At 40.2% G+C, this 14,155-nt stretch carries 10 protein-coding genes; 7 read left to right on the top strand and 3 right to left on the bottom strand.

The genetic code is table 11. The annotated features are described in order from the left end of the window. The first annotated feature begins 162 nt into the window (after positions 1 to 162). The 6 genes from SCALIN_RS10760 (at position 163) to SCALIN_RS10735 (ending at position 5,584) form a co-directional block, all read left to right on the top strand. A complete protein-coding gene (locus SCALIN_RS10760) occupies positions 163 to 525 on the top strand; it encodes a hypothetical protein (RefSeq protein WP_133111835.1) in 363 nt (120 codons plus the stop codon). Positions 526 to 540: 15 nt separating this feature from the next. Beyond that, positions 541 to 1,680 carry an MlaE family lipid ABC transporter permease subunit gene (locus SCALIN_RS10755; protein ID WP_203415433.1) on the top strand — a complete coding sequence of 380 codons (1,140 nt, stop codon included), beginning with the start codon at positions 541 to 543 and terminating at the stop codon, positions 1,678 to 1,680. Positions 1,681 to 1,833: 153 nt separating this feature from the next. Beyond that, a complete protein-coding gene (locus SCALIN_RS10750; RefSeq protein ID WP_096894575.1) occupies positions 1,834 to 2,595 on the top strand; it encodes an ABC transporter ATP-binding protein in 762 nt (253 codons plus the stop codon). Between the two features lie 128 nt (positions 2,596 to 2,723). Next, positions 2,724 to 3,617, top strand: a complete 894-nt coding sequence (locus tag SCALIN_RS10745) for an MlaD family protein (protein WP_096894500.1) — start codon at positions 2,724 to 2,726, stop codon at positions 3,615 to 3,617. 19 nt (positions 3,618 to 3,636) lie between these two features. Further along, on the top strand, positions 3,637 to 4,260 hold the full coding sequence (locus SCALIN_RS10740; protein ID WP_162532262.1) for an ABC-type transport auxiliary lipoprotein family protein: 624 nt from the start codon (positions 3,637 to 3,639) through the stop codon (positions 4,258 to 4,260). Position 4,261: 1 nt separating this feature from the next. Continuing rightward, on the top strand, positions 4,262 to 5,584 hold the full coding sequence (locus SCALIN_RS10735) for a cyclic nucleotide-binding domain-containing protein (protein WP_096894498.1): 1,323 nt from the start codon (positions 4,262 to 4,264) through the stop codon (positions 5,582 to 5,584). 11 nt (positions 5,585 to 5,595) lie between these two features. On the opposite strand, the gene SCALIN_RS10730 is transcribed toward SCALIN_RS10735, so the two are convergent. From SCALIN_RS10730 to SCALIN_RS10720, 3 genes are all read right to left on the bottom strand, one after another. After that, on the bottom strand, positions 5,596 to 5,775 hold the full coding sequence (locus tag SCALIN_RS10730; RefSeq protein ID WP_096894497.1) for a hypothetical protein: 180 nt from the start codon (positions 5,773 to 5,775) through the stop codon (positions 5,596 to 5,598). A gap of 238 nt (positions 5,776 to 6,013) precedes the next feature. Beyond that, positions 6,014 to 6,565 (bottom strand): thioredoxin family protein, encoded by a 552-nt coding sequence (locus SCALIN_RS10725; protein ID WP_096894496.1) that lies wholly within the window; start codon positions 6,563 to 6,565, stop codon positions 6,014 to 6,016. A gap of 178 nt (positions 6,566 to 6,743) precedes the next feature. Further along, entirely contained in the window at positions 6,744 to 9,104 is a 2,361-nt protein-coding gene (locus tag SCALIN_RS10720; RefSeq protein WP_096894495.1) for a multiheme c-type cytochrome, read from the bottom strand. Between the two features lie 783 nt (positions 9,105 to 9,887). Between SCALIN_RS10720 and SCALIN_RS10710 the strand changes: the two genes are divergently transcribed. Beyond that, a complete protein-coding gene (locus SCALIN_RS10710) occupies positions 9,888 to 14,054 on the top strand; it encodes a PAS domain S-box protein (RefSeq protein WP_096894493.1) in 4,167 nt (1,388 codons plus the stop codon). Positions 14,055 to 14,155 lie beyond the last annotated feature (101 nt).

Raw genomic sequence — 14,155 nt, 5'->3', positions numbered from 1 at the left:
TTATTAACTATGTTGTTGACATTTTGTGTATATGCCATGTACATTAATTGAATATTAAATATAAATCAATTAAGGCGTTGGGCAACTAAAGACTATTCTTCAGCTTGGTCCAGTGTGTCGTCACGCATGGCCGAGTCGAAGTGTTATAATATTGGAATTTCTATGAAAGTACTTAATACGGAAGAAAAGGATTTTTTCTCAACTTTAAAGGAAACTGCTTTTATTAACCCTTTTAGCTTGAGACGACAAGAGCTTAACAGAAAAATTGCCGGAATCAAGAACCTTTCCGGGGAACAGTTATTACGAAAAATGATCAACTCTGTAGCGGACCGAATAAAACAGATTGAAATGGAAGGAAGAGGCGACCTGGGATCATACACCGGTGAAAAGAGAGAAATCATGCGTATAGCTTTGTTGTTTGACATATATCAACGCTGTGGGACCTATGAGGAAGTTGCAAGAAAGACAAAACTTGATCGACGTACCGTAAGAAAATATATCCATACAACCAAACAGTATCATTGAAACAAGATGACTATTTTGAGCAAAAATCTTACCAGTTTCTATACCTTCAGCAAGGAGAGTTCTGACAAGTTGGCCATCCATTTTAAGGGGAGGCTGGATGTTAGTAACGCAGCACTACTGATAAAGGAGTTCAACACTCTGTTGCGGACCCGCAAACCGGATAGCCTGGTAATTGACCTGGAAAAGCTAAACGATCTTGATGACTATGGAGTATCTGTACTGGTGGAACTAAAGAAAATAATGGGTAATATGCGTGGCAATTACTCTCTGGTAAACATTCCTGAAAGGGTCAATGAAATTCTTACTATGCATAATTTTGATGTGTTAGGCCAACAATCTATTACTGCACATAAAACATCCTATAACCTTTTTGCCAATCTGGGCAACTCCGTATTTAATGTTGGTAATGAAATAAGATATATACTCACGTTTCTTGGTGATACATGTTTCTCTTTTCTAAGGTTTTTGCGAAGCCCAGGTTCCTTACGCTTTAACGATACAATTGAAAATATGAAACGTGTCGGACTGGACGCATTACCCATTGTCAGCTTGATAAGCTTTCTCCTGGGCCTGATCATGGCATTCATGTCATCAGTACAACTCCAGCAGTTTGGCGCTAATATTTACGTCGCTTCGCTTGTCGGTATTTCGATGACACGTGAATTGGGCCCAATTATGACAGCCATAATTGTGGCCGGTCGTTCCGGTTCCTCCTTTGCCGCTGAAATAGGTACCATGAAAATATCGGAAGAGGTAGATGCATTATCTACCATGAATATTAACCCGAATTTCTTTCTTGTACTGCCACGCATGTTTGCCGCCTGCCTGGTGGTGCCAATATTAACCCTTTTTTCAGATCTGTTTGCTATTGCCGGAGGTTTGCTTGTAGGAGTTACAATGCTTGACCTGACCGTCAGTGGTTATACAAACCAGACTATCAACACCCTTACGCTTTTTGATGTATTCTGGGGGGTGTTCAAGAGTGGAATTTTTGCTCTTCTCATCTCCTGGACGGGATGTCTTAAGGGCTTTCAGGTAAAGGGCGGCGCCTCAGGAGTAGGAAAAGCAACTACGTCTGCAGTGGTAAGCAGCATTTTTCTGATTGTCCTGAGTGACTCGCTTCTTGTGGTTATACTCAGGTATTGGAATGGTTGATGGACAGAGTTTAAATAAGTGCCTACCCGACTGCGGTGCCGTTCGCCAGCACGACGTGTATTCTTACGGAGACAGAAAGTGTGAAGTGAACAAAAGTGGTTAAAGTTAGGAAAAAAGAAGAAATTTGTAAATCACAATAAAACAATGATCAATATGAAGGCAGAAGAAAAAAAAGTTGCTATTAAAGTTGTGGAAATGGTGGCAGGTTATGGGCAGGATGTAATACTAAACCATATTAATTTTGAAGTATACGAAGGTGAGATATTTGTAATCCTTGGTGGGAGTGGCTGTGGCAAGTCCACGCTACTCAAACATCTCATTGGACTTAATCAGCCTATGGCCGGAAACATTTTAATTAATGGAATTGATATTACGGCTGGTACGGGAGGCAATCTTCATCAGGTTTTACATGAGTGTGGTATACTTTTTCAGAGTGGTGCGCTCTTTGGATCAATGACAGTAGCTGAAAATGTTGCGCTGCCAATGCAGGAACATACGGATTTGCCTGCTTCTTCTATTGATAATATAGTAAAAATGAAACTTGCTCAGGTAAGTCTGACCGGGTATGAGAATCATCTGCCGTCAGAGATCAGTGGCGGGATGAGAAAACGAGCCGGCCTCGCACGTGCAATGGCGCTTAATCCGAAGATCCTGTTTTTTGATGAGCCATCTGCCGGGCTCGATCCTGTAACGTCAGCAGAGCTTGACCAGTTGATTATTCGTCTTAACCGTAGTTACAATACAACCATGATAATTGTTACTCATGAACTGCCCAGTATATTTTCGGTTGCACATCGGGTTATCATGCTTGATAAAAGGGTCAAAAAGATAATTGCAGAAGGATCGCCTCACTATTTACGTGATAACAGCCAGAATCTATTTGTCAGACAGTTTTTCAATCGTGAAATTGAATAAGAATAATGATATATTGTTAATTTAACCCTCTCATTGTTTAAGGTGATTTTATATAATTCAGTTTTATAGTGATGCAGCTAAGCACCTGGAAAAATTTGTTTAATTTAAAAACCCGTCAGTTTTAAACTATGATTAATCAGAAAGCTAAATTTTTTGTCGGACTATTCATTGCCGCAGGTATCTCTCTTGCCGTGATAACCATTATTTTTCTGGGGATGAATCGTTTTCTCGAAAAGGGGCAATTTTATGCCGTCTATTTTAATGAATCTGTCCAGGGTCTTAAGATAGATTCTCCGGTAAAATACAGAGGTGTGGCTATTGGCCATATTGAACGCATATCACTTGCTCCCGATTCAAAATTAATAGAGGTTGTTCTGAAGATAGAAGCTGATATCACTCTTGAGGAGAATATGGTTGCCCAGCAAAAGGCCGTGGGCATTACTGGAAGCAAATTTATTGAACTTGACCTTATGAGTGATTCTGTAGAAGCAAGTTCCCCGGATCTGAAATTTCCCACAGAGTACCGTGTACTGGCATCAAGGCCATCAAATATCAGCGAGTTGTTTCGCAGCGCAGATGATATCATAAAGAAACTTAATGCTTTAGATATCGTCGACATATCTGATAGTTTAAAAGTTACATTACATCATCTGGACCAGGCTTTACAGGATTTTGATGCTAAAGGTATTTCAGGTGATATAAGAACCTCATTAACTGACATAAATAAAAATTTTGATCCGGAAAGATGGGATAAGGTCGTCACCGGCATTGAAAAGAGTATAGGATCTCTAAACGAAGTCTTTCGTAATACGAACAGTCTTATGGCAAATGCTTCAGGACTGATAGCCAGAACAGAGGCTGAGGTTGCAAACCTCAGCCGTTACATCCTTGTAGTCGGACAATATCTGGAGAAAGCAAGTAGTAGCCTGGACCAGACACTGGAACAGGTTTCTATTCAGCCATCGCAACTACTTTTCAGTGAACCGCCAATAGAAAAAGAGTTTGAAAAGAATATTAAGTAGATATTATCGGAGGAATAAGGTGCGTTTTATTATTATTTTGACACTATTTTCATTTGCCTTTTGTGGTTGTGTATCACTGAAGCAACCAAATACAAAGTTTGAATATTATACTCTTGAGTATGATGCAATATCCTCTGATAAGGACGATACTCCTAAGCGGAAATCAACAATTCTGAAGATTAAATTTTTCAGTGCTGCGCCAGTTTATAACACTGTTAAAATCATTTATAGCAATCAACAATTTAAGCGTACACCATATTTTTATCATAAGTGGAGGGTAAAGCCGGCAGAGTTTGTGACTTACTTTCTCTCCAGGGACCTTAAAGAGAGCGGCTTATTCAAGGCAGTCATCCCACCCACCAGTGGAAGCGCACACACGCATACTGTAGAAGGCGTAGTGGATAAATTTCTTGAGTTAGATTCGAATGATGGCTGGGAAGCCCTGCTAAGTATAAGCGTGACCTTACAGGTCGCCAGGGAACCGGATGCCGACAAAAGAGTTATATTTCAGCGAAGTTTTTCAGTAAAAGAGAGGTGTAAAGAGAAGAACCCATTGGCTCTTGCCCAGGCCATGAGCCTTGCCATGGCTGAATTGTCAAAAGAGATTGGAATCGCTATTCATAGCGCTTTAGCTGGAGAGTAAAATGGAAGAAAAAATGCTGGATATCATTAACCAGCCGGACATGCAACAATATGCTAAAAAATATGCATCAGGGGAAACACTATTTCTCGAAGGAGATTATTCTCAGGATATGTACATCCTGAAAAGTGGCAGACTTGAGGTTTATAAAGGTGACAAAAAGATTGCGGAGCTAGCTGATACCGGTACCACTGCAGGCGAGCTGTCCTACCTGTTCGGATCAAAAAGGACAGCTACAATCAAGGCGTTTAAAGAGGTAGAAGCCATCAAGGTCCCTGCTGATCAGATTAAGAATGTATTATTTAAATATCCACCCATTGCTCATGAAATAACTATGAGACTTGCCAGACGGCTGGAAGAGACCACTAAGATAATGCACGGGCTTAGAGAGTTTAATGATCAGCTTCCAGATGCGATTATTATGGCAGATAAAGAGAGAAATATCCTCTCTTGGAATCATGCTGCTGAGAAATTGCATGGAAGGACCTGGCAGCAGATGAAAGGCTATCCATTGGCCGATTTGTATCAAGACCCGCAAGCTTACGAACAGTTTGTAGCGGACATTCAGGCTGGTAACTCATTACAGGAAAAAGAGCTGGCCGTTAAACACCCGGATAGGAACAAACGCATTGTTTCAACCAGTACAACCGTCCTTTATGACGGCCATCACAATGTGGAAGGTTTTATTTTTCTCAGTCGAGATGTAACCGATATCAAAGATCTTGAAAAAAAGTATAAACGGATGAGAAGATGGTTAATCCCCTCCATCTTATTTTTCTGTGTAGCGATGATATCTCTTTTCTTTACTTTCCCATATTTATCAAGAGGAAACAGGATACTTGATTACAAGAAAGATACCTTTGAGGTCCGTATTATCCAGAGCTCACAGAATATAGCCAATGACATAGCCGCATATCTTGCAACAGGAAATTTTACGGCTGTTAATGTCATGATGCAAATTTATTTTGAAAATGAGAACCCGGAACATTATGGAATTATCGGCCTTGCTCTCCTTAATCGCGATAAAAAAGTGGTAAGCGCATACTCTTCAAAAAAAAGAGATAGGGCGGCGGCTATTATTGGCTCCAGCTACAGCGGTATCAAATTTAAGGGAGATGAGAAAGCGGCCTATAAAATCCTTACCCTGTTTCGTGCTGACAAAAAACATCGTATGGGTGCAAAGGGGCTTGAGATAGCATATGAAATACGTGGGGAAGATGGCGAGATAACAAACTGGCTTATCTACCAACTGGATATGGAGATCCTGGAACGTGAATATGGTATAGATACAAAGATATTATCCAGGCTGGATTTTCAGAAAGAATGAATCTGTTTATCTTATACATAAACCATCCAGTCCGGATCAAAACGGGCATGGCAGCTTGGACATATCAGGATGATTTTACACTGTTCTTTTGTCTGCCGTATAAATGAAGTATGAAAGCCGTCCTTGTACCCACATTCAGGACAAATATGAAGATCATCTTCTATTGTTATCCGTACGGGTATATTATTCATGCTATTTCCTTCCTTAATAGTTTAGAAGTAAAGTAAATTAGCGGTTCCCATTGATACCTGTAATGCTATGAAGTATAACATTCCCGATTTATCAGATTCTTGTTTTCCCGTCCCCGCCAGAATTTCATTGTCGGGTTGGCGAAAGGATTCATCCTGGCGGGAATGAAAATATTATTTTTAAATGCTCAATTCAGGTGTTATTTTCCCGCTACAAACTGGATATATCTCTACTGGTCAATCACCCTTTCCATTTGATAGAACATCCCATTGACGGGTATTGATTGGACGATGGCTTATTGCCTTCCAGTAGTGCTTCAATTGCATCATTTAAATCGTGAGATGTTGCTTTTTCCGGTTCCTGCCAATTGTCGTCTATCTGGCCGTGATAGCATAGTTCTCTCTCTTTATTGTAAACATATATGTCGGGAGTGCATTGAGCCTGATATTTTTTAGCTACGGATTGGTCCTCATCTCTTAAATACGGGAAGTTGTATCCCTTTTCTTTCGCCCTTTTGACCATGTTTTCAAAATTATCTTCCGGGTACTTAACACCATCATTCGGATTGATTCCGACAAACTGGACATTTTTTTCTGCAAATTTTTTCTGCAATTGCACAAGCCTGTCATCTACGGCCTGAACATACGGGCAGTGATTACACATAATAATAATTACTAAAATTGCTTTCTCATCGTAATCAGCAAGTGAGTGCGTTTCTCCGTCTATACCCTTCAGACAGAAATCAATTGCTTTAGTCCCTAGCGGTACATTAATTGATTTTAACAAAACCATTTTAACCTCCTGAATAAAAGTTTATCGAGTGAGATTTTCATTTCACTTCGTTTAATTCAGAATAACACCGCGGCATGTCATTCTGAGGGAGGAACTTCCGAAAAATTTTAATCTTAAATTTGTAAATAGTCTTTTGTCGCGATAGCTACTTAACTTGCGTATAACAAATATTTAGTGTTTATTCTGCCAACTCAATAAAGCTCTTGAACGCTTCCTCAATGATCTTTTCATGCTGTTCAGGGGTTTTCGCCCTGCCATATTTCTTTATGATGTTGTCCCATTCCGGTGTTCCATGGTATTGATGACATCCCATACAGAGTCCCTCTCTGTCAACAATATTCCTTTCCTTCTCATTTAACGGTCTGTCTTCGGGCAATGGCATGTTCTGTATCTGTTTACCGCTACGCGTAATTAACTGATCAAGGGCAAAGGGGAAGCTTGTAATCTTAGGGACTTGCCAGTTACCGGTCTTCGCACCGGGAATATCACCATATACGCCTTTCGACAAATCCTGGAAGAGTGGGCTGTCTCCCAGAAGCTTCCCGGCGCTCCTTGAATTTCCGGTGCCGTATCCGATAGCCTTGGGGTTTGTGTGGCAGTCCTCACATGTCCTGGAGACCAGTGAAATCGAATGTGGCTGCAGAGGGGCGAGTGTTGGAGAATTATGACCGGTTGAAGTAGTGTATGTTTTATTGAGAGCCTTAATCTCTCCCTTTTCATCAATAAATGTGTAAAATACCTGACAGCCAGGCGCAAGCGGTGATACCTTTTCCCTCAAATTCATTCCCAATATCGGGCTTTCCCACCTGAGAAAAGAGCGGTTTTCCAGTGACAGGTTCCCGGCGCTTTTCGTTACTGTCTGTCTGCCTGTTACGGGATCAACCTTTTTTGAAGTAGTAATCCAGTCAGTACCCTTCGCCCTTCTATCATATTCCATATGGCACCCGAAACATTGAGGGGCCCATGTGGCATGGCACGCGTAGCACTCCATCTTCTCAATATGTTTGTGGATAGTTGACATAGCGATCTTGCCCTGTTTTGTCTTGAAGGTATCGGTTAGATTTATTTTTTTCAATAGAGGTATTTCATGTTTTTTTCCGCTAAATCTGCTATAGACATATGATTTATCACCCTCTTTTCTCCAGTTCTGCTTTACGTTCCCTCTTGAGGTAATCAGGTATTCTACGTTATTTTTTTTATATGTTCCCCTGGTACCCTCCAGGGTTACTGGAGTTCCATGTCCTACGGACAGCTCCCATGGATATTTCTCCGGAGTCCCGTGACAATCATAGCAACTGATCTCCACCTGGTATAACGTCGCCGGATAGATATTGCCATCACCATGAACATCTATTGATGTGTGACAGTCCACGCACTGCATACCTCTTTCAAAGTGCACATCTTTACGCACATGCATATACTCTTTTGTAAAGAGAGGCTTCTGCGGCTTTCCCTTTTCATCAAAAGGAGCGGCGTGTGCATCCTTGATATAGTCAAACTCAAACATCCCGACAAAAGTAGTCCCTATCCTCTTTCCACGTGTGTGACAGTGTGTACACTGAGCCGCGGGGATCGCAGTAGTAATACGATGTTTTAGAGGATGAGGGCGTTCTCCGGTGTTCTTAATTTGTGGATCGTTTCCTTCGTTTTTCCCGTCATTTCCATAGAGCATATGGCATGCGGCACAGCCTGATGCTCTGAGATCACCCCTCTTGTCTCTTCCCTCCCCCCAGACATGGCACCGCGCGCACTGTTTTCTATAGGTATCTGCGAAACCTGCCTTTTCCTCTGAACCGAATACAGATACACCCTTTTTAAAATCCGGTATTTCCTCCACTTTGTCAAGCCTTCTCAGATATCCTAACTTAATGGCCTTTTTCGTCCACTCCTTGAACTTATCTGTCCCCACAGAGGGGACCTGACCGTCCTCGTCCACCATATTAAAGTTGCCATAAGGAAATGTCCCTTTTGAAATTACACCATTTGATGAGAGGTTTTTGTTTACTATACCCGTCTGAAGTGAATGGAGCGACTTAGATAATCGCGTAGTATAATTCCTGCCAAGTGTCCCTGACGGATCAAGAGTGGCGGTTTGACCTGACATTATCTCTCCGCCAACAGGCGTTTCGAGAGGTTTCCCCATTAAAGTGGTAATACTACCCTTACCATCATGGCACTTCGCGCAGCCCTTTCCCTCGTGAAGCACCCACATACTGGATGGATTCGGAATAAGGCCCTTATGTGACTCTTCTTTTTTAACAGATGATGGAACTCCCTCGTGGCATATAGCACACTCATAGCCCCTGCCTTTTCCATATTTCTGTTTGGCAAATAGCAGGAGATAAGGCTGCATTCTGTCATTAATAACCTCAATCCCCTCATGACATGACATACATCCCTTATCTTTATTTACTTTGTTTACGGTACTTTCAACACTTGAAGCCTGCATGCTTACGGATTCAGTTACCGCTTTACATGCTCCAATGATCCCAAAAAGGACAGTCAAGACTACTATGATAAGTAATTTTACCCTTTTCATGAAAGCTCTCCAAGTATTTTGGCTTACAGTGAATTTGAAATAGAAACTTATGGGCATTATTATACAAGGCCTTTAATAATTTTACCATCAAATGCTATACAAAAACTGATAATTCCTATAACAATAAATATTTATAACACCCAACAAAACGTTTTTAATATTCAAAAGAGGATCCTGTTTTTCTCCCTTCATGCTATTGAATTGACACGTAATCATTTTAACTATATAGACAATTTGTTTAAAAAATCGACAAGCATAGGTTCAATAACTAAATCATTTAATTATTGAGATGTTATTCAAAATATTTACCCCATCTTAAAAGATCGAACATAAAAATATTTGACAATAAACATGGCAGTTTTTCTATACCCAACAACAGGCATAAACACTTATATGTCAAGTTATTACAAAAAAGACATTCTAATAATTTTTGTTTATCTTTAATGATAATGCCATTAAGGTTTAACTGAATGTCTAGAAATTAAACATTTCTATTGCTTGGAATTGGCAGCTATTTTGCTGATCTCAACTCTGTTTAAATCTAAATTTAAAACGACTGAATATTATTAAAACAACACCCGATAGTATAAGAACTTAATTTAACCTGCCTTGTTACTGTTATACCAGATCTTAGTTTAAGATACAGGTTAAGCATATAACAAGATAACTGGCGTTTTAACAACAAGTCAGGTCTTGGGCAAAATCTCTGTATCTTCATTCTGTCTGATAAAAGATGCCGGTCAAGAAACCCGACCTACGCGTAATAACAACAACTAGATAACGATGAACACAGAAGAAAAAGGCAGTAAAGGTAACAGAAAAAACATCCTTAAACGAGGGCTTGGAAGAACGCTCATCTTCTGGTTTCTCGTCCTTTCCATAATACCCATGACTGTTGTGAGTGTTATCAGTTATCACAATGCGTACAAGAGCCGTCATAATGATGCAGAAAAGGCATTGAGGTTGACTGCGAAGATTAAGACTGAATATATCCACTCCTATTTTTCCGGTATGTTAACCGCTTTAAGACAACAGTCAGAAACGCGGCTAAAAATTGAACTCATGGAAGAACTTAGAAAGGCATTTAAAGAAAGCAATAAACCTCTTAAAGATTTTGTAAACAGTACTGAATGGACGCAGATTGTTGTTGAGCAAGGTAATGATATCGCAAACTATAGAAGTACTTATGATTACAAAGATATATATCTTATTGATAACCGGGGAAACATATTCTTTTCTGCCGGAGACGGAGATAGTGCAGGCACCAACTTGTTTACCGGTAAGAGGTCAGATACTTTATTTGCCGCTGCATGTAAAAAAGCCCTTGAAACAGGAAAGCCTGCATTTTCTGACTATGAATTTTATTCGCTTTCGGACGATCTTATGTCAGGCTTTGTTGCTTCTGCTATTATCGATAATTTTGGAGAAAAAATTGGATTACTTGCATTCCAATTCCCTATCTCTCAGATTGATAAGATTATGCAGACTGAAGTTGGACTGGGTAAAACAGCAGAAACTTATCTTATTGGCCTCGATCTTAAAATGAGGTCAAATTCGATTCTTAATAAAGAAAAAACTCTCCTTCAAAATATGATCAAAACAGAACAGACCAGGTTATGGCAAAGCGAACATATTGCAAAAACAAAGCAGGACAACATGGAGGAGAAAGCATTTATCTATGATGGTTTTCATGGTAAAAGGGTACTTGGTATTCATAACCAGATGAAAATAGCAGATGTCCCGTTTGCAGTAATTGCTGAAGTTGAAGAAGCCGAGGCTTTTGCCTCTGTCATTATACTACGTAACACTGTTTTTTTTATCCTGGGTGGAACTGTCCTGGTAGTTATTATTATAGCAATTATTCTTTCCGGACGTATTGTTCGTCCAATTAAAGAACTATCTTATGGTCTCAAACGTATAGCAGAAGGCCAACTTAATCACAAGGTTGAAATTGAGTCTGCAAATGAAATAGGCGAATTATCTTTAAATTTCAACCATATGCTCTATACCTTGTGTAATATGATGAAACAGATTACCGAATCTCGTGATAATATGTTCCTGGAAATAGCAGAACGCAAACAAATTGAAGAGAATTTACGCAAGCTGTCTCAAGCGGTTGAACAAAGTCCTGCATCTGTTGTTATTACGAATAAGGAAGGTGATATTGAGTATGTTAATCCAAAATTTACAAAACTTACCGGATACACTATAGAAGAGGTTATCGGAAAGAATCCCAGAGTGCTGAAATCAAATGAAACAAGCTGTAAAGAATATAAAAAACTTTGGGATACTATTACTTCCGGTAATTTATGGACAGGCAGGTTCCATAATAAGAAAAAGAATGGAGAACTTTATTGGGAGCACGCAAATATTTCTCCAATACAGAATAAGGCGGGAGAGACCACCCATTTTGTTGCAGTAAAAGAAGACATATCAGAACGTATAAGAATTGAAGAGAATTTAAGTAAGCTATCAGAAGCTGTTAAACAAAGCCCAAACTCCGTGATGATTACTGACATCGAAGGCAATATTGAATATGTCAATCCAAAGTTCACAGAGCTAACCGGCTACACCGTGGAAGAGTCGCTGGGACAAACACCGCGTATATTAAAATCCGGTAAAACTCCACTAAAAGATTACGAACATTTATGGAAAACTATTAAGTCCGGTGAAGAGTGGCGGGGTGAGTTCTGTAATAAGAAGAAGAATGGTGTACTCTATTGGGAGTATACTTCAATTTCTCCTGTCAATAATGATGCAGGTTATATTACCCATTTTGTTGCGGTCAATGAAGATGTAACACAACGGAAACATATGGAAGAGATGTTAAGGAGGGGTGAAAAAAACGCTCTGGCGAAGATGAAAAGCGCAACGGAAGCACAAAAAAGGGCGGAAATTGCCAATCAGGCCAAGAGTGAATTTCTGGCCAACATGAGCCACGAAATACGCACACCAATGAATGGTATCGTAGGTATGACAGATTTATTACTCGACACTAAATTGACTAATGAACAGCGTGAATATGCCAGGGTTGTCCAGAACAGCACGGACGCTTTACTGTCAATTATTAATGATATTCTCGATTTTTCCAAGATCGAGGTTGGAAAACTGGAAATTGAAAATATCGACTTTGACCTGCGCATTGCAGAAGAAAGTACTATAGACCTCTTTGCTTTCAAGGCAAAAAAGAAAGGCCTGATATTTTCATGCTTTATGAGCCCGGAAGTACCTTCCCTTTTGCATGGTGATCCTGGACGATTGCGACAGGTTTTAAACAACCTTACGGGAAATGCCATTAAATTTACACATAAAGGTGAGGTCAGTGTTAATATGACTATGGCTGAGGAAACGGATTCGCATGTCACTGTGAGGTTTGATATTAGAGATACCGGAATCGGTATACCTGATGATCGTATGGACCGTTTATTCAAGCCATTTTCTCAGGCAGACACCTCTACTACCAGAAAGTATGGAGGTACCGGCCTTGGATTGTCAATTTCCAAACAGATTGTAGCGTTAATGGGAGGTCAGATCGGTGTTGAAAGTGAGGAAGGAAAGGGATCGACATTCTGGTTTACCGCTGTGCTTAGAAAACAGCCTGATCAATTACAGAGACCATTCGAACTTGGCTCTATCAAGAAGTTTCGAGTGCTGATTGTTGATGACAACAATACGAATCGTTACATCTTTAGAATGTATCTGGAATCATGGAGTTGTCTGGTAGAAGAGGCCGCTTCAAGTGATGAGGCAATAAAAAAACTGGCTGCCGCAACTAAAGAGGGTAATCCGTTTCGGGTCGCCCTGCTTGACTATTGTATGCCTGAAATAGATGGAGAATTACTTTGCAGGGAAATAAAGACTGATCCGGAACTTCAGGACCTTGTCCTTGTGATGTTGGCATCCGTTGGCAGGCGTGGAGATGCGGAACATTTTAAAAGAATGGGCGTTGCTGCATATCTGACAAAGCCTGTAAAAAAAATGCAGTTATTTGATTGTCTCAGAATTGTTACTGGTGAATCTGGAAAGGATGGAAAAGAGACAGAGGGCCAAATAGTTACTCAATATTCTATTTCAGAAGACCATAAACAGCGTATCCGTATACTTCTGACAGAGGATAATGTTGTCAATCAGAAGATAGCATTACGCATATTAGGGAAAAAACTTGGATACCATGCGGACCTTGCTACTAATGGCAGGGAGGCCGTCGAATCACTGGAAAAATTTGATTACGACCTTGTATTGATGGACTGTCAGATGCCGGTGATGGATGGCTATGAAGCCACCGGTACCATACGAGATCTGAATTCAGCAGTTAGGAATCATAACATTCCAATAATAGCCATGACGGCTAATGCTATGAAAGGCGACCGTGAGAAATGCCTTGAGGCCGGTATGAACGATTATGTCTCCAAACCGATTAACGTGCAAAAACTTGCGGAAGCAATAGACAGGAATCTGAGTAACGGGGAAAAAGAACAAAACAATCCCGAATTGCAACTGCCTGCTGAAAAGGTAGGGGATGTTCATGCCGACCGGCAAGGCAGGGATTGTAGATTGAAAGAAGATAGATATGAAAATAGAAATGAAGTTAAGGTATCTAAAGATAGGCAACAAGGTACTCCGGAAGAGATTTGCTCTGAATATTCGGATGACGAGGATCTAGTGGAACTTATTGATGAATTTGTTGCCGGATTAAAAGAGGATATAGCTTCTATGCGTAAGGTATTGGAGAGTGAAGACTATAACGGTCTCTGTCGGCTTGCTCATCAGATGAAAGGTGCAGGTGGCAGTTATGGATATCCAATTTTAACTGAGGCCGCGAAAACACTGGAGAAAGCAGCTAAAGCAAGGGACTTGGAGGCCGCCACAACAGCTTTGAACAAGTTTGAAGTACTTTATCAGGCAGTAGATCGAAGTAGGAAAACAAATGTTATGATTACTGATTACTGAGTCGGGAATGCGAAGTAAAATATGTTAATCGACAACTTGTTAATACGAATTAAAAATGAGAATTTAACCTGGAAATACTGAAACCATTATATGTAAGGAAA

The organism is Candidatus Scalindua japonica (genome assembly GCF_002443295.1).
GTDB lineage: Bacteria > Planctomycetota > Brocadiia > Brocadiales > Scalinduaceae > Scalindua > Scalindua japonica.
The sequence above is the reverse complement of the archived record's forward strand: the minus strand, read 5'-3'. Positions and strand labels throughout refer to the sequence as shown.